The sequence below is a fragment of the Bordetella petrii genome (assembly GCF_017356245.1).
In the GTDB taxonomy this organism is placed as follows: Bacteria; Pseudomonadota; Gammaproteobacteria; order Burkholderiales; family Burkholderiaceae_B; genus Bordetella_A; species Bordetella_A petrii_D.
Map to the genome: position 1 here is coordinate 1,131,627 of NZ_JAFMZZ010000001.1, position 16,268 is coordinate 1,147,894.

Below are 16,268 nucleotides of genomic sequence, written 5' to 3' on the forward strand. Positions count from 1 at the left end.
ATAGCTGATCACAGGCCGCCAATTTTCGATTGGACGGTGATCAGGCTGGCATCCGATCATGCCATCGGCGCGGGCGTGCGACAACGCCCCGCGCGTCACTTCTTTCGATGGGGGTCGATCATGCAATTACGTCACCTGCTGTACGCGGCGCTGCTGCCGCTGGCCGCCGCGGCCGAGCCGCTGCCGGACTGGGCCGCCGATATCGATGCCGGCACCCTGGCCGTGATCGCCGACGGCGATTTCGCCGCGCAAACCTACGCCACTGGCCGCCTGGCCCCGGCCGAATCGGGCTGGCGCGATACGCTGGCCATCTGGACGCGCCGCGGCGGCGCGCTGGTGCGCAGCCAGCTTGAAGTCTCGAACTCCGTCACGGCGGCGCCCGAGATCCTGGCGCTGGCCCCGGATGGCGCGACGGCGTTCGTGGTGGAACGCCTGGGCGGCCGCCTGGGCGATGCGCGCCGCGCCAGCGATCTGCCGGCCGGCCATCGCCTGTTCGCGATCGACCTGGGCGAGCCGCGGGCCCCACGCATTGCCGCCACGCTGGAGGTCGGACCGCTGCCCGAGGCCCTGGCGGTCAGCGCCGATGGCCGGCGCATTGCCGTGGTGGCCAATGCGCCGGACGACAGCCTGCTGTCGATTGCGCGCTACGAGCGCGGCCGGTTCCGCGACCCGCAGCGCTTTACCCTGCGCGAACTGGGCATCGCGGGGTCGGGTGCGGGGCCGCGCGCCGGCGTTACGGCCACCAATGTGCAATGGCATCCGTCGGGGCGCTACCTGGCGGTGAACTTGAATACCCTGAACCAGGTGGCGTTCTTCCAGGTGGACGAGGCGGCCGACGGCAAACTGGCCTTGCGCGCCTGGGGCGAGCCGGTGGCCGTGGGGGCGGACCCGTTCGTGGGCCGTTTCACGCCCGACGGCCGGTATTACCTGACCGCCGACTGGGGCCGCGATTTCAGCGCCACCACGCTGGACGGCCGCGTGCCCGCCCGCCCTTCGTCCATCAGCGTGATCCGGCTGGCCGACGGCGCGGGCGCGCGCCACGCGTGCGTGAGCCGGGCGTACACCGATGAATCGTCCGAAGGGCTGGCCGTCAGTCCGGACGGCGGCCTGGTGGCCACCGTGAACATGCGCGGCACGCCGTTTCCGCCGGACAGCCCGCGCTTCGCGCGCACGGCCACTGTGTCGCTGCTGACCCTGGACCGTGCGAGCGGCGCGCTGTTGAAAGTGGCAGACTACGCGTTCGAGGGTGTGCTGCCCGAAGGCGCCAGCTTCGATGCCTCGGGCAATTTCCTGCTGGTGGCGGTGTTCCAGTACCACGCGGACGGGCCGGCCGGGGGCGGCCTGGAAGTCTTCCGCGTAGTGCGCGAAGGCGGGCCGGCCCTGCGCCACGTGGGCCGCCTGCCCATGCCGCACGGCGCGCATCACGTCGCCGTGGCGCGGCGGGCGCCCGCGCCGCAGGAAAAGTAGGACAATGCAGCCAGGCATTCCCAACGGCGCAAGCCATGTCCTGGAGCACGACGATGATGCGAAGAATGCAATTTGCCCTGGCCGCCGCGGCGGTCTCGCTGGCTGCCACGGCGGCGCCGGCCGCCGCGCAAACCGTAATGAAAGTGGGCACCGAAACCAACGGCGTGCCGTTTTCGTTTCTGGATCCGGCCACGCACCAGATGCAGGGGTTCATGATCGACCTGATCCAGGCGGTGGGCAAGCATGCCGGCTTTACGCCGGCCATCGAAGCCATGGATTTCTCGGCGCTGATCTCGTCGCTGACGTCCAGGAAAATCGACATCATCGCCTCGGCCATGTACATCACCGACAAGCGCAAGCAGGTAATCGACTTCACCCGGCCGGTGTACACCTACGGCGAAGGCATGATCGTGCCGTCCGCCGACAAGACCGACTACCCGTCGTACCGGCCGTTCAAAGACCGCGTCGTGGGCGCCCAGGTGGGCACGGTATATGTAGACGCGCTGAAGGCCGCGGGCATTTTCAAAGAGGTGAAGGTCTACGACACCATCCCGGCCATCATCCGCGACGTCAACGCCGGGCGCATCGAAGCCGGCATCGCCGACTACCCCACGCTTTCCTACTATCTGGGCCTGGGCCAGTTTCCGCGCACCCGGCTGGTGCAAAGCTACAAGGCCTCGCTGCCCGGCTCCATCGGCCTGGGGCTGCGCCAGGGCGACGACGCGCTGAAAAAGAAGCTGCAGAGCGCGCTCGATGAAGTCAAGCGCAGCGGCGAGCTCGACGCGCTGCTGAAAAAATGGAAGCTGGTGTAATGCCGCGCCGCGCGCGCCGATGCGCGCGCGGCCGCTTCGGCCATTCAACAAGGAAGATGCAGTAGCCATGCAGTTGGTCATCAAATCAGGCGGGCCGCAGGCCCTGCCCGAATGGCGCGAGTATTTCCGCGAGTTCGCGCCCGAACTGCGCGTCAGCGGCCGCCACGAAGCCCTGGCCGACCCCGGGCAGGTGGGTTACGCCCTGGTGTGGGAGCCCGACCCCGGCTGGCTGGCGTCGCTGCCCAACCTGAAGCTGATCATCAGTTCGGGCGCCGGTGTCGATCACATCCTGGCCGATCCGCAGCGGCCGGCCCACGTGCCGATCGCGCGGCTGGTCACCCAGGAAACCGCCGGCGAGATGAGCGAATTCGTGCTGGCGGCCGCCCTGGCCATTACCAAGGAATTCAAGCGCTTCGCCAACGACCAGGCCATCTGCCGCTGGGATACTCCCGAAGTGCCGCGCATGATGCGTGACATGCGGGTCGGGGTCATGGGGCTGGGCTACCTGGGCTCGGCCACCGCCGCGCTGCTGGCGCGCACCGGGTTTCCCACCGCCGGCTGGTCGCGCGCGCCGGCTCCGCTGGCGGGCGTGGAAACCTATGCCGGGCCGCAACAGCTGCCCGCTTTCCTGGCGCGCACCGACATCCTGGTCTGCCTGCTGCCCGGCACCGAAGCCACGCGCGGCATCCTGGGCGCCGAGACCCTGGCGCAGCTGCCGCGCGGCGCGGCGCTGATCAGCGTGGGGCGCGGCTCGCACATGGTGGCGCCCGACCTGCTGGCGGCGCTGGACAGCGGCCAGCTGTCGCAGGCGGTGCTGGACGTGTTCGAAACCGAGCCCCTGCCGGCCGATTCGCCGCTGTGGCGGCATCCGGGCGTGACGATCACGCCGCATTGCGCCGCCACGCCCACCCGCTGCGAGCGCGCCCGCTACGTGGCCGACCTGATCCGCCGCTGCGAGGCCGGCGAGCCGCTGCCGAACCTGTACGATCCGGCCAAGGGTTACTAGGGTTGCCGCGCGTGCTGCGCGGCGGCCGCGTCGTCGCTTTGCAGCAGCGGCGTTTCCCGGGCGAAGTCCGACAGGTGCTCGAGCAGCGCGCGCACCTTGCGCGGTAATTGCTGTTGCGGCCAGACGGCATACAGCGTGCGCTGCGGCGTGCGCCAGCCGGGCAGCACGCGCCGCAGGCGGCCGCTGGCCAGCGCGTCTCCGGTAAGTGTGTGCGGACAATACATGATGCCCAGGCCGGCTTCGGCCATGGCCACCATCAAGCCCAGTTCATTGACGCGGCAACGGCCCTGCGGCTGCAGTTCGACGCGTTCGCTGCCGTCCGGCGCCATGAAATACCAGGTGGACAGGGGTTCGCTGACCAGCAGCGCGTGCTGTTCGAGTTCGCGCGGGTGCCGCGGCTCGCCATGCGCGGCCAGATATGAGGGGGCGGCCACGACGTCCAGCCCGATGCCGCCCAGGCGGCGCTGGCGCAGCTTGGGATCGTGCTGGGGGCCGACGCGCACGGCCAGGTCGGCGCCGTGCCGCCACAGGTCTTCGTTGCGGTTGTCCAGGATCAGTTCCAGGCGGATGTCGGGCCACGCCGCCAGGAACGACATCCAGGCTGGCGCCAGCACGCTGCGCGCCAGGCTGACCGGGGCTAGCACCCGCAGCGTGCCCTGGATCTGGTTCAGGTCGCTGTCGAGCGTGGCGGTGGTTTGCTGCAGCGCGACCAGCAGCGGCCGGCACTGCTCGTAGTACAGCTGGCCTTCCGGGGTGGGCTTGAGGCTGCGGGCGCTGCGCAGCAGCAGCTGGCAGCCCAGCCGGGCTTCCAGTTTCTGCAGCCGGCGGGTCAGCGTAGCGGCGGGCAGGCCCAGGCGGCGCGCCGCCGCCTGCAGGCTGCCGTCGTCCACAATGGCGACGAACAAAGCCAGATCATCGAGCATAGATTGCAAAAATGGAATTTAAGAATGAAAAACTGTCTATGGTTGCCAAAACCGTCGAAGTCTAGGATAGCGCCATCGATGTTGCCACTCAAGGAGCTTTCCATGTCTTATGCCACTCGCCTGCGTTTCATTTTTGCCCTGCTGATGTCCTGCCTGATGTCGATGTTGATGACGGGCTGGGTGTCCTGGATGAATCTGGGCCTGGGCCCGCACTTTGCCGCGCAATGGGCGCGCGCCTTCGCCGCCGCCTGGCCGGCGGCTTTTGCGATTGTGCTGGCGATGGGGCCGGCGGTGCAGCGCGCCAGCCAGCGGCTGGTGGCGCCGCGGCCCGGCGAGGCCGCGGCGGGGCCGCGCTAGCTGACGAACTGCGGCAGGTACAGCGATATGGCCGGGAACAGGATCAGCAGTGTCAGGCGCCCGATATCGCTGACCACGAACGGCATCACCCCGCGGAATATGGTCTGCGTGCTGACATCGGGCAGCAGGCCGCGCAGCACGAATACGTTCATGCCGAACGGCGGGGTGATGAAGCTGATCTCGGTCACCACGACCACGATGATGCCGAACCAGATCAGGTCGAATCCCAGGCTCTGCACCAGCGGGTAGAACACCGGTACGGTCAGCAGGATCATCGACATGCTTTCCAGCACGCACCCCAGCACGATGTAGATGCCGCAAATGGCGAAGATCACGGTCAGCGGGCTCAGGTGGTAGTGTTCCACCAGTTCGAGCAGGTCGCCGGGCAGCGAGGTGAAATTGATGAAGTTGGCCAGCATCAGCGCGCCGATCATCACCAGGAATATCATGCCGGTGGTCTTGGCCGATTCCACCACCACTTCGACGAAGGTGCGCCAGTTCATGGTGCGGCGGCAGCACGCGAAGACGAAGCCCAGGAAGGCGCCGATGCCGGCCGCTTCCGCGGGCGTGAATACGCCCGCATAAATGCCGCCCATCAGCATGGCGATCAGCGCCAGCACCCCCCACACCTGCCCCAGCGCCTGGCGGATCTGCGGCCAGGTGCTGCGTTCGCCCTTCGGGCCCGCGGCCGGGTCGCGGCGCACCACCCAGGCCACGGCGCCCATGTAGCAGGCAATGGCCAGCAGGCCGGGCAGCACGCCGGCGGCGAACATCTTGCCGATGCTCTGTTCGGTCAGCAGGCAGTACACCACCATGATGATGGACGGCGGGATCAGGATGCCCAGCGTGCCGCCCGCGGCGATCGAGCCGGCGGCCAGTTTTTCGCTATAGCCGATGCGGCGCATTTCCGGATAGGCCACCTTGGCCATGGTGGCGGCGGTGGCCAGGCTGGAGCCGCAGATCGCGCCGAAGCCGCCGCAGGCAACGATGGTGGACATGGCCAGCCCCCCTCGGCGGTGCCCCAGCACGGCATGCGCCGCCGCATAGAGCTCGCGCGACATGCGCGACTGGGTCACGAAATTGCCCATCAGAATGAACAGCGGCAGTACCGACAGCAGATACTGGAATCCGCTTTCATAGATGACCGAACCCGCCATGGCATAGGCGGAATGCCAGTTGCGCAGCAGGCCCAGGCCGATGAACCCCACCAGCGCCATGGCGAACGCCACGGGCACGCGCAGGAACACCAGCGCCAGCATGGCGCCCAGGGCAAGCAGGGATTCGGTCATGGCGTGTGGCTTCCTGTGGCGGGTCCGGCGCGAAAGAAATTGGCCGCGTGGCAGACGGCATCCAGGGCAAGCATGACCGCCATGAAGTAGACGAACGGGGCGAGCGGAATGCCCAGCATGGCGGTGATGTCGCCGTAGTCGGCGGTGCTGCCGGCCTTGGCCCAGGTCACCCAGGCCAGGAAGCCGCTGACCACCATCGCGAGCAGCGCGCCGAACCGGTCTTGCAGGCGTATGGCGCGGGCCGAAAAAAGATGGCTGAACCCGTCCACCGTGATGTGGCCGCGCGCGCGGGTCATCAGGGGGATGCTGGAAAAGATCACCGCGATCATCATCAGCTCGACCAGCTCGACCGATCCGATAATGGGCCGGTTCAGCAGATAGCGGCCTGCCGCGTCGACCACGGTAAGCAGGCTCATGCCGCACAGGCTGGTCACGGCGATGGCCTTCAGCGCCGCCACGATGGCGCAATTCAGGTATTTCATGGTGTTCCCGCAGTCATCTTGCCCGCCCCGTCGGGCTGGCCGGGCCGGGATGGCCGGCCAGCCCGGGCCGCGGTCATTGGCCGTCGAGCTGCTTGATCTCGGCGCGGAATGCCGCAAGCGCGGCCGGGCCGTCTATGTTCTTGGCGGCGGCGGCGTCCAGCCAGGTCTGCTCGAAACCTTGCGTGCGTTCGCGCACGGCCGCCACGAAGGCGTCGTCGGCCTTCACGACCTGTATGGCGCCGCCGTCCAGCACCTTGTGGGCCTCGGCGTCGTGCTTGTCCCATGCCTTGCCGGCCATTTCGGCAAGATGGCGGCCCGACAGCTTCAGCAAGGCGGCCTGGTCCTGCTTCGACAGGCGCGCGAAGGCGTCGCGGTTCATGATCACGGCGTGAGTGTCGGAATACAGGCCGCCCGGGAAGACGGTGGCATGCCTGATGATGCCGTCCAGCTTGAAAGAGACCAGGGACTCGGCCGGGAAGAACACGCCGTCGACCACGCCCGTGCTCAGCAGCTCATACGAGGCGGGAGCCGGCTTGGCGATGGGGGTGGCGCCGACGGCCTTGGCCACGTCGGCCGCCATGCCGCCGCCCACGCGGATCTTCAGCCCCTCGAAGTCGCCGATCTGGGCGACGGTCTTGCTGGTGGTGAACGCGATGCCGGGCCCGTGCGCGTAGATGCCCAGTAGCTTCACCCCTTTGTGCTCGTCGGCTTTCAGCAGGTATTTCTCGTAGGTGTCCCATGCCGCCACCGAGCGCGATACCGCCGTGTTGCCCGAAAAGGGCATCACGGCAAACTTGGTCAACTGGAAGCGGCCCGGGTAATAGGCGTGCGACACAAAGGAAATGTCCACCAGGCCATCGCGCACCGCGTCGAAATGGCCGGCCGGGTTGGTGACCGGCTTGGGCAGCAGGCGCAGCGTGACCCGGCCTTCGGTGGCTTTTTCGATTTCCTGCCCCCAGGGCACCAGGAAATCGGCGACCACGGCATGCGTGGGAGGCAGCCAGCTCGATACGGTCAGCTCGACTTTCTGCGCCTGGGCGGCCAGCGGGGCGGCCAGCGCCGCGCCGGCGGTCAGGATGATGGCCAGGGATTTGATCATGGTGTCTCCTCGGTAGGTTCTCGGTTTTATGCTTCGGGCTGGGGCGATGGGGCTTGCGGCGCCGCGCGGTCCAGCAAGGCCGGCAGGCTGCCGTCATGGCGAAACCCGGCGGCTTCGGCCGCCGGGGTATGCAGCGGCGGCTGCGCGCCGAACTGTGCTTCGATGGCCGGCTCGGGCGCGTAGCGCACCAGCTTGCCGGCCCGGCCATTGCTGCGCGCGTCGAAGGCCTGCACGATCTCTTGCACCGATACGCGCAGGGCGGGCAGGGTCCAGGCCGTGCGTTCGCCCGCGGGATGCGCGGCCAGCCCGGCGGCGTGCAGCAGGTTGGCGATGCAGCAGTGCAGCGACATGAGCCAGAGCGTGGCTTGCGGGCTGACCGGCATGATGCAGGGCTCGCCGGCGGCAAGCGACCGTATCAGCGTGCTGGAAAACGCCGACCAGGCCCCGTTGGGGGCGGGCGGCCGCGGCACGATGCCGGGCAGGCGCACCGTGCAGGCGCGCACGAAGCCGCGCCGCGTGTAGTCGGCCAGCAGGATTTCCATGGCGTGCTTGTGCGCGCCATAACTCAGGGCGGGCGCCAGCGGCGTGTGGTCGTCGACGCTGGCGGGCAGCGGGGCGCCGAATACCGCGATGCTGCTGGTGAACACCAGCGCGGGCGCGTGGCCCTGTTGCCGCAGCCGCTCCAGCAGCCGCAGCGACCCTTCCAGGTTGACCTGCAAGCCCAGTTCGAATTCCTGTTCGGCCCGTCCGCTGGCAATGCAGGCCAGGTGGAAGACCAGGTCGGGCGCCGGCTCGGTGATGGCGGCCAGCGTGGCCGGATCGGCGAAGCTGCCTGCCACGCAGCGCACGCGCGGATCGGCGGGGGGCGCGTCAAAGGCCAGGTCGCACAGCGTGATGGCGCGGACGGCGCCGTAGCCGGGCACGGCCGGCATGGCGCACAGCCGGCGCGCCAGTTCGCGGCCGATATAGCCATTGGCTCCCGTGACGAGGATGTTCATGGCAGTGCTCCGGTATCGAGCTGCGCGCCCGGCCGCTCGGGCCAGGCAACGCGGACGATGTCGGACAGGTCGGCGGGCCCCAGGCCCTGGGCGGCGGCGGCCCGGTAGCTGGCCAGCACGCCATTCAGGCCGGCCAGTTCGGTGCCGGTGGCGCGCGCCAGCGCCGCGACGTTTTCCACGTCTTTGAGCATGGTGGCCACCGTGCCCAGTGGCTGTTCGACAGGAGCCGTCATGCGCGGCACGAAGATCTGCAGCAGCGTGGAATCGGCCCAGCCGCCGGCCAGCGCGGTATTCAATGCGGCCGCGTCGATGCCGCTGCGCTGCGCCAGCGCCACGGCCTCGGCGATGGCATTCACGGTGCTGGCGACGATGGTCTGGTTGCACAGTTTGGCGATCTGCCCGGCGCCCACCGGGCCCATGCGGGTGATGCGCGCGGCGTACGCGCGCATGCAGGCCGAGGCGGCCTGGATGGCATCGGGCTGGCCGCCCGCCATGACCGACAGCGTGCCGGCCTGGGCGCCCGCCACGCCCCCGGAAACCGGCGCGTCGATCCAGGCGCGTCCGTTGGTCTGCCGCAGCTGTACCGCGTAGCGGCGCGCCGCTTCAGGGGCGATGCTGGAGTGGTCCACCAGCCAGGCGCCGCTGGCGCGGTGCACGCCCTGGGCGCCGAACACGGTGTCATGCACCGCGCGCTCGTCGGTCAGGCACAGGAAAACGCCCACGCAGCCGTCCGCCGCTTCGGCCGGCGTGTCGGCCGGTTCGGCGCCGTCGGCCGCCAGCGCGCGGGCCTTGTCGGGGCTGCGGTTCCAGACCCGCACGCGGTGCCCGGCCGCCAGCAGCCGGCGCACCATGGGGGCGCCCATCAGGCCGGTGCCGCAGAACGCCAGTACTGCGCTCATTCGGCCTCCGGCGTTTCGTAGGGCCATTCCATGCCGCCCGAATGCGTGACGGCGCCTTCGTGCGCCGGCCGCACCAGCAGCGCATATTTCTCGAGCGCGCCGGCCAGGCGCGGCCGCGCCGGCGGCACGTGGCCGGCCCGGCGCGACGCCAGCTCGGCGTCGCTGAGCTCGACCCGCAAGCTGCCCGCCTGGGCGTCGATATGGATGACATCGCCGTCGCGGACCAGGCCGATGGGGCCGCCGGCCGCGGCTTCCGGGCCGACATAGCCGATGCACAGGCCGCGGGTGGCGCCCGAGAAGCGGCCGTCGGTCAGCAAGGCCACTTTCTCGCCCATGCCCTGGCCGTACAGCGCGGCGGTCACGCTGAGCATTTCGCGCATGCCCGGCCCGCCCTGGGGGCCTTCGTTGCGTATGACCAGCACGTCGCCGGGGCGGTAGGTGCGCTGCGAAACGGCGCGCATGCAGTCTTCTTCGTTCTCGAACACACGCGCCGGGCCGGAGAACTGCAGCGATTTCAGGCCCGCGATCTTGAGCAGCGCACCCTGCGGGCTGAGATTGCCTTTCAGCACCGTGACGCCGCCCGAAGGGTGGATGGCGCGCGCACAGGGGCGCACCACGTCGCCGTCCGGGCCGGGGAAATCGGCCAGCGCTTCGGCCAGCGGCCGGCCGTCCAGCGTAAGCACGCTGCCGTCGATATAGCCGCCTTCCAGCAGCGCCTTCAGCACGGCGGGCACGCCGCCGGCTTCGTGCAGGTCCCGCGCCAGGAAGCGCCCGCCCGGCTGCAGGTCGGCGATCAGCGGCGTGCGCTGGAACACGGCGGCGACGTCGTCCAGTGTGTAGCGGATGCCGGCCTCGTGCGCGATGGCCGGAATGTGCAGCGCGGCGTTGGTGGAGCCGCCGGTTGCGGCAACCGCGGCGCAGGCGTTGTCCAGGCTGGCGCGCGTGACCAGCTCGCGCGGCAGCGGGCCCCCTTTGGCCAACGCGCGCATGACCTGCGTGCCCGCCCGCTGGGCGATGGCCAGGCGCTCGCTGTACACCGCCGGCATCATCGCGCTGCCCAGCGGCGACAGGCCCAGGGCTTCTCCCACCATGGCCATGGTGTTGGCGGTGAACTGCCCGGGGCACGAGCCGGCCGATGGCGTGCAGGTGCGTTCCATGGCCTTGAGCTCGGCGGCCGTCATGCTGCCATGCTGCACGCGGCCCACCGCCTCGATGGTGTCCAGGATGGTGGCCGGCTTGCCCAGCGCGTGGCCGGGCAGTGTCGCCCCGCCGTACAGGAATACCGCCGGCACGTTCAGGCGCACGATGGCCATCATCATGGCCGGCAGGGTCTTGTCGCAGCCCGCGAACGCCACCAGGGCATCATAGGCGTGGCCGCGCACCACCATTTCCACGCTGTCGGCGATGGTTTCGCGCGACAGCAGGCTCATGCGCATGCCGGCATGGTTCATGGACGTGCCGTCCGATACCGATATGGTCGAGAAACTGACCGGCACGCCGCCCGCGGCGGCCACGCCCAGGCGGGCGCGGTCTGCCTGCGGAGCCAGGCCCATGGAACACGGGGTGTTCTCGCCCTGCGTGCTGACAATGCCGACGATCGATTTCTGCAGGGTGTCGTCGTCGAATCCGGTGGCGCGCAAAAAAGCCCGGTGGGGCGCCCGCGTCAGGCCGTCGGTGACCATGCGGGAGCGGTGCTTGTGCAATGACATGCGGGGTTCCTTGGTGAATCAGCCGGCCAGCATGGCGCGGTGGGCCGTCAGTTTGTCGAATGCCCAGCAGATGTCGCGTTCCATGGCCAGGCGCGCCTTGCCGGCGTCGCGCTGTTCGATGGCCTGCACGATCGCGGCATGGAATTCGGCCGTGGGGCGCTCGTCGGAATGCATCAGTTCGCGGGTGGCGCGCAGATACGGGCCCGATTGCAGCCACAGGCTTTCGATCATGGCCATCATCGAAGGCGACTGGGCCGCGCGATAAATGGTGAAGTGAAACAGCTGATTGTGTTCCAGGCCGTCTCGCACCGACATGGGGTTGGCCAGCGACTGGCCGATCTGCGCGGCCAGGCCGCGTAGAGTTTCCAGGGCGTCGCCGCCGATGTGCTCGACTGCCCATGCGGTGGCCGTGCCCTCGATCAGCACGCGCGTGCGGCGGATGTCTTCCAGGCGCGCGCGGGAAACGACCGGCACGCGCATGGACCGGCTTTTCATCGGTTCCAGCGCCTGCTGCGCGGCCAGCCGGCGCAGCGCCTCGCGCACCGGCATGGCGCTGGTGCCGAAGGCGTCGGCCAGTTCCTGGATGCCCAGCACTTCGCCGGCGGCGTAGTCGCCCCGCATCAGGTGGTCGCGCAGCCGGCGGTAGACGGCTTCGTTGACCGAGGTATGAACCAGGGGCTCCAGATCGGGATGGCCGGGCATTTAGATCTTTGATCAAAAATCAAAGACCCTAATTTGCGCAAAAATCCCCGCGCCGCCTATCCAGGTTTCCCCTGATGGGCGGGCGCGGGGACGGCAACGCCGCCAGCCGGCGCCGACGGGTCAGCCCGGGTGGCGGGCCTTGAAGGCCAGGCGGTACTGGTGCAGCAGCGGCTCGGTGTAGCCGTTGGGCTGGGCCAGCCCCTCGAACACCAGCGCGCAGGCCGCCTGGAAGGCGATGGAGGTGTCGAAGTGGCCCGCCATGGGCTGGTACAGCGGGTCGTCGGCGTTCTGGCGGTCGACCACGGCGGCCATGCGTTCGAAGGTGTCGCGCACTTGCTCGCGGGTGGCGATGCCGTGGCGCATCCAGTTGGCGATGTGCTGGCTGGAAATGCGCAGCGTGGCGCGGTCTTCCATCAGGCCCACGTTGTTGATGTCGGGCACTTTCGAGCAGCCCACGCCCTGGTCGATCCAGCGCACCACGTAGCCCAGGATGCCCTGCGCGTTGTTTTCGAGTTCGTGGCGGATGTCGTCGGCGCTCCAGTCGGCCGGGTTGCCTACCGGCACCGTCAGCAGGCCGTCGAGCAGTTCGTCCTGCACGCTGGCCAGCCGGGTGGCTTCGAGCTGCTGCTGCACGGCCGGCACGTCGACCTGGTGGTAGTGCAGCGCGTGCAGCGTGGCGGCGGTGGGCGACGGCACCCAGGCGGTATTGGCGCCGGCCTTGGGATGGGCGATTTTCTGTTCGAGCATGGCGGCCATCAGGTCGGGCATGGCCCACATGCCCTTGCCGATCTGGGCGCGGCCGCGCAGGCCGCAGTCGAGCCCCACCAGCACGTTGCTGCGTTCGTAGGCGGCGATCCAGGCGCTGGATTTCATGTCGCCCTTGCGCATCATGGGGCCGGCTTCCATGCCGGAATGCATTTCGTCGCCGGTGCGGTCCAGGAAGCCGGTGTTGATGAAGGCCACGCGCCCGGCGGCGGCCTGGATGCAGGCCTTCAGGTTGACGCTGGTGCGCCGCTCTTCGTCCATGATGCCCATTTTCACGGTGTGGCGCGGCAGGCCCAGCAGGTCTTCGACGCGGTCGAACAGTTCGTTGGCGAACGCCGCTTCGGCCGGGCCGTGCATCTTGGGCTTGACGATGTAGATGGAACCGGCGCGCGAGTTGCGCCGGCTGGCGCGGTCGGGCAGGGCCGCCAGCGTGGTGACCACGGCGTCGAGGATGCCTTCGGGGATTTCGTTGCCGTCGGCGTCGAGCACGGCCGGGTTGGTCATCAGGTGGCCGACGTTGCGCACGAACATCAGCGAGCGGCCATGCAGCGTCAGCGTGCCGCCGCCGGGCGCGTGGTATTCGCGGTCGGCGTTCAGGCGCCGGGTGAAGGTCTGGCCGCCCTTGGTGACTTGTTCGGCCAGGTCGCCGCGCATCAGCCCCAGCCAGTTGCGGTAGATCTGCACCTTGTCTTCGGCGTCGACCGCGGCGACGGAGTCTTCGCAGTCCATGATGGTGGTGAGCGCGGCTTCGACCACCACGTCTTTGACGCCGGCGGCGTCGGTGGCGCCGATGCTGTGGGCGCGGTCGACCTGGATTTCGATGTGCAGGCCATGGTGCTTGAGCAAGACGGCCCGGGGCGCCTGGGCATCGCCCTGGTAGCCGGCGAATTGCGCCGGCTGCGCCAGCCCGGTGCTGCCCTGCGGCAGCGCCACGCGCAGTTGGCCGTTGTCGACGTTGTAGCCGGTGGCGTCGGCGTGCGAGCCCTGCGCCAGCGGCGCCGCTTCGTCGAGGAAGGCGCGCGCGCGGGCAATGACGGCCTGGCCGCGCTGCGGGTAATAGCCGCGGCCCGTGTCGCCCGGCGTGGGGGGAATGGCGTCAGTGCCGTACAGGGCGTCGTACAGGCTGCCCCAGCGGGCGTTGGCCGCGTTCAGCGCATAGCGCGCGTTGGACATGGGCACCACCAGCTGCGGGCCGGCCTGCTCGGCGATCTCGGCGTCGACCTGGGCGGTTTCGACCTGCACCGCATCGGGCACGGGCAGCAGGTAGCCGATTTTTTCCAGGAAGGCGCGATAGGCGCGCAGGTCGCGCACCGGGCCGGGGTGCGCGCGATGCCAGGCGTCGAGTTCGTGCTGCAGGCGGTCGCGCTCGGCCAGCAGGGCGCGGTTGCGCGGCGCCAGGTCACGCACCAGGGCCGCGAAGCCGGCCCAGAAGCGTTGGCCGTCGATGCCGCTGGCGGGCAGGGCCTCGTCCTGGATGAAGCGATGGAGCGCGGCCGCCACTTGCAGGCCGTCTTGCTGGATACGTTCAGTCATGCGGGTCTCGGAAAAGAAAAATCGGGGCCGGCCCAACCGGCACAGCGAACCCACATGATCGGGGCTGGGCGCCGCCATGTCCATATCAAACAGGCCTGGTCATACCAGTTTATTTTCTCCTGATTTGCCTGCAGCGGGATTTTTATGGTTTTATTTCAGATACTTGAAGACCTGGGGTCGATAGGGTTGGCAGCCTTCGGCAATCTGGTCATACCAGTGGGATGCATATGGAAACCGAAGCCGCGGCCGCCGGCCGCCAGGTGGCCGACGTGGTGGCCGAACGAATCGAGCGCCTGATCATGGATGGCGTGCTCAAGGCCGGCCAGGCCCTGCCGTCCGAGCGCCGCCTGACCGAAAAACTGGGCGCCTCGCGCACCGCGCTGCGCGAGGGCCTGAAACTGTTGCGTGCGCGCGGCATCATACGTACCGAGCAGGGCAAGGGGTCGTTCGTGGCGCCCATTTCGCAAGTGGATGCCGGCCCGCTGATGCATCTGTTCCATTCGCAGCCGCGCACGCTGTACGACTTGCTGGAAGTGCGTGCGCTGCTGGAAGGCGAATCGGCGCGGCTGGCCGCCATACGCGGCACCGAGGCCGACTTCATCATGATCCGCCGCCGCTACGAAGCCATGATCGCCGCGCACGGGCAGGACACCGACATCGCCACGCACGCCCACCTGGATCACGCCTTTCACCTGGCCGTGTGCGAAGCCTCGCACAACCCGGTGCTGACGCACACGCTGCAATCGCTGACCGAGCTGATGCTGGGTTCGGTGTTCGCCTGCGTCAACAATCTGTACCATCGCCAGCCGCACAAGCAGCAGATCGACGACCAGCACGCGGGCGTGTTCAACGCCGTGATCGGGCGGCTGCCCGACCTGGCCCACAAGGCCGCCACCGATCACGTCAACAGCGTGCGGCAGAGCCTGGGCGAAATCGAACAAGAAGAACAGCGCCTGGTGCGCGCCACCCTGCGGCTGGAAGGCTGGGCGTAGCGGCTGTCGCGGCGGGCCGGCGCTACGCCGCGGCGGCGGCCGGCTGCCCCTGGCCCGCATAGATGCGGCCGTGGCGGTTGGCCAGCAGGGCGTCCAGCGCGATGCTTTCCTGGCCCACGAAGCCGCGCTGCGGCAGCGCGCCCTGCGCCACCAGGTCCAGCGCGGTGCAGATGCCCGCCGCCGTCGAGCGCTGGATGGCGCTCAGCGCATGGCCGTCGACCACATCGCCATAGATGTGCGCGGAATACGCTTCCTGCAGCAGCTGTCCGCGCCGGTAGCCCGAGGCGGTGGCCAGGATGACGATGACGTCCTGCCCGGTGGCCGGGATGGCGTTTTCCAGGATGTCTTGCAGCAGTTCGCGGCGTTCGCGCAGGCGCAGGTCGTTCAGCAGCAATTTCATGATGGCGCAGTGGCCGGGGTAGCGCACCGATTTGTAGTCGACGTTGCGCGCCCTGCCCGCCAGCGTTTGCGGCAGGGTGCCCAGCCCGCCCGACGTATTGAAGGCTTCGTATTCGACGCCGTCCAGCGTGAACGTCTCGTAGCCTTCCAGCGGCGGCACGCTGGCCGGCCGGCCGTCGACGATGGCTTCGCAGGGATTGCAGTATTCGTTGATCAGCCCCTCGGTGCTCCAGGTCAGGTTGTAGCGCAGCGCGTTGGTGGGGTAGCGCGGCAGCGCGCCGACCCGCATGCGCAAGTCCAGCAAGGTGTCGAAGCGGCGCGCCAGGTCGTTGCCGACAATGCCGATGAAGCCCGGCGCCAGGCCGCATTGCGGCATCAGCACGGCGCGGGCTTCGCGGGCCAGCGCCGCGATGGCATGCGTGCTGGCGACGTCTTCGGTCAGGTCGAAATAGTGCACGCCGTGGCGCGCGCACAACCCGGCCACGGCTACCGCGCGGTGGAACGGCAGCGCATTCAGCACGGCATAGCGGCCGGCCACGGCGTCCTGCAGCGCGGCGTCGCCGTTGATGTGCAGGGTCTGGCAGCCCAGCGCTGCGGCGGCGTCCAGCCGGGCGGCATCCTGGTCGGCCACGCAGACGGCGTAGTCGCCGGTGCGTTGCAGCAGCAGGGCAATGGCGAATCCGATTTTGCCGGCGCCCAGTACGGCAACCGATTGCAGTGCGCGGGACATGGCGGGCTCCTGGGGAAGCGGTGCCTTCATGCTAGCGCGCGGCTATGCCGATATGTAGCGCACAAAACGTCGATCCGTTTGAATTATCAAAACGAAATGACGTACA

At 68.9% G+C, this 16,268-nt stretch carries 15 protein-coding genes; 5 read left to right on the forward strand and 10 right to left on the reverse strand.

All coding sequences use genetic code 11. The features are described from left to right. The first annotated feature begins 120 nt into the window (after positions 1 to 120). The 3 genes from J2P76_RS05490 to J2P76_RS05500 all read left to right on the forward strand — a co-directional run bounded on the left by J2P76_RS05490 (position 121) and on the right by J2P76_RS05500 (position 3,285). Positions 121 to 1,467, forward strand: a complete 1,347-nt coding sequence (locus J2P76_RS05490; RefSeq protein WP_207405089.1) for a lactonase family protein — start codon at positions 121 to 123, stop codon at positions 1,465 to 1,467. 65 nt (positions 1,468 to 1,532) lie between these two features. Further along, positions 1,533 to 2,279, forward strand: a complete 747-nt coding sequence (locus J2P76_RS05495) for an ABC transporter substrate-binding protein (RefSeq protein ID WP_242697299.1) — start codon at positions 1,533 to 1,535, stop codon at positions 2,277 to 2,279. A gap of 67 nt (positions 2,280 to 2,346) precedes the next feature. Continuing rightward, positions 2,347 to 3,285, forward strand: a complete 939-nt coding sequence (locus J2P76_RS05500) for a 2-hydroxyacid dehydrogenase (RefSeq protein ID WP_207405092.1) — start codon at positions 2,347 to 2,349, stop codon at positions 3,283 to 3,285. On the opposite strand, the gene J2P76_RS05505 is transcribed toward J2P76_RS05500, so the two are convergent. Further along, entirely contained in the window at positions 3,282 to 4,208 is a 927-nt protein-coding gene (locus J2P76_RS05505) for a LysR family transcriptional regulator (protein ID WP_207405094.1), read from the reverse strand. The two genes, J2P76_RS05500 and J2P76_RS05505, sit on opposite strands and share 4 nt — an antisense overlap. 102 nt (positions 4,209 to 4,310) lie before the next feature. Here J2P76_RS05505 and J2P76_RS05510 point away from each other — a divergent pair, with 102 nt between their 5' ends. Beyond that, entirely contained in the window at positions 4,311 to 4,565 is a 255-nt protein-coding gene (locus J2P76_RS05510; RefSeq protein WP_207405096.1) for a DUF2798 domain-containing protein, read from the forward strand. Here the strand turns inward: J2P76_RS05510 and J2P76_RS05515 are convergent. From J2P76_RS05515 to J2P76_RS05550, 8 genes are all read right to left on the reverse strand, one after another. Beyond that, positions 4,562 to 5,854, reverse strand: a complete 1,293-nt coding sequence (locus J2P76_RS05515; protein ID WP_207405097.1) for a TRAP transporter large permease — start codon at positions 5,852 to 5,854, stop codon at positions 4,562 to 4,564. The two genes, J2P76_RS05510 and J2P76_RS05515, sit on opposite strands and share 4 nt — an antisense overlap. Then, positions 5,851 to 6,336 carry a TRAP transporter small permease gene (locus tag J2P76_RS05520; protein ID WP_207405099.1) on the reverse strand — a complete coding sequence of 162 codons (486 nt, stop codon included), beginning with the start codon at positions 6,334 to 6,336 and terminating at the stop codon, positions 5,851 to 5,853. The genes J2P76_RS05515 and J2P76_RS05520 overlap by 4 nt, the downstream gene beginning before the upstream one ends. A gap of 73 nt (positions 6,337 to 6,409) precedes the next feature. Then, the gene (locus J2P76_RS05525; protein WP_207405101.1) at positions 6,410 to 7,435 is read right to left on the reverse strand and encodes a TRAP transporter substrate-binding protein; all 1,026 of its coding nucleotides are present in this window, start codon (positions 7,433 to 7,435) and stop codon (positions 6,410 to 6,412) included. Between the two features lie 26 nt (positions 7,436 to 7,461). Further along, positions 7,462 to 8,433 (reverse strand): SDR family oxidoreductase, encoded by a 972-nt coding sequence (locus J2P76_RS05530; protein ID WP_207405103.1) that lies wholly within the window; start codon positions 8,431 to 8,433, stop codon positions 7,462 to 7,464. Further along, positions 8,430 to 9,332, reverse strand: a complete 903-nt coding sequence (locus J2P76_RS05535; protein ID WP_207405105.1) for an NAD(P)-dependent oxidoreductase — start codon at positions 9,330 to 9,332, stop codon at positions 8,430 to 8,432. The genes J2P76_RS05530 and J2P76_RS05535 overlap by 4 nt, the downstream gene beginning before the upstream one ends. After that, positions 9,329 to 11,041: a dihydroxy-acid dehydratase gene (ilvD, locus tag J2P76_RS05540; protein WP_207405107.1), complete on the reverse strand. Its 1,713-nt coding sequence runs from the start codon at positions 11,039 to 11,041 to the stop codon at positions 9,329 to 9,331. Before ilvD ends, J2P76_RS05535 begins: the two co-directional genes overlap by 4 nt. An 18-nt stretch (positions 11,042 to 11,059) precedes the next feature. Then, positions 11,060 to 11,743: a GntR family transcriptional regulator gene (locus tag J2P76_RS05545; RefSeq protein ID WP_207405109.1), complete on the reverse strand. Its 684-nt coding sequence runs from the start codon at positions 11,741 to 11,743 to the stop codon at positions 11,060 to 11,062. A gap of 120 nt (positions 11,744 to 11,863) precedes the next feature. Next, the gene (locus J2P76_RS05550) at positions 11,864 to 14,041 is read right to left on the reverse strand and encodes a malate synthase G (protein WP_207405111.1); all 2,178 of its coding nucleotides are present in this window, start codon (positions 14,039 to 14,041) and stop codon (positions 11,864 to 11,866) included. Positions 14,042 to 14,262: 221 nt separating this feature from the next. Here J2P76_RS05550 and glcC point away from each other — a divergent pair, with 221 nt between their 5' ends. Then, positions 14,263 to 15,033 carry a transcriptional regulator GlcC gene (gene glcC, locus J2P76_RS05555; RefSeq protein WP_207405113.1) on the forward strand — a complete coding sequence of 257 codons (771 nt, stop codon included), beginning with the start codon at positions 14,263 to 14,265 and terminating at the stop codon, positions 15,031 to 15,033. A 22-nt stretch (positions 15,034 to 15,055) separates the two neighbouring features. Here glcC and J2P76_RS05560 read toward each other — a convergent pair whose 3' ends face one another. After that, entirely contained in the window at positions 15,056 to 16,162 is a 1,107-nt protein-coding gene (locus J2P76_RS05560; protein ID WP_207405115.1) for a saccharopine dehydrogenase family protein, read from the reverse strand. Positions 16,163 to 16,268 lie beyond the last annotated feature (106 nt).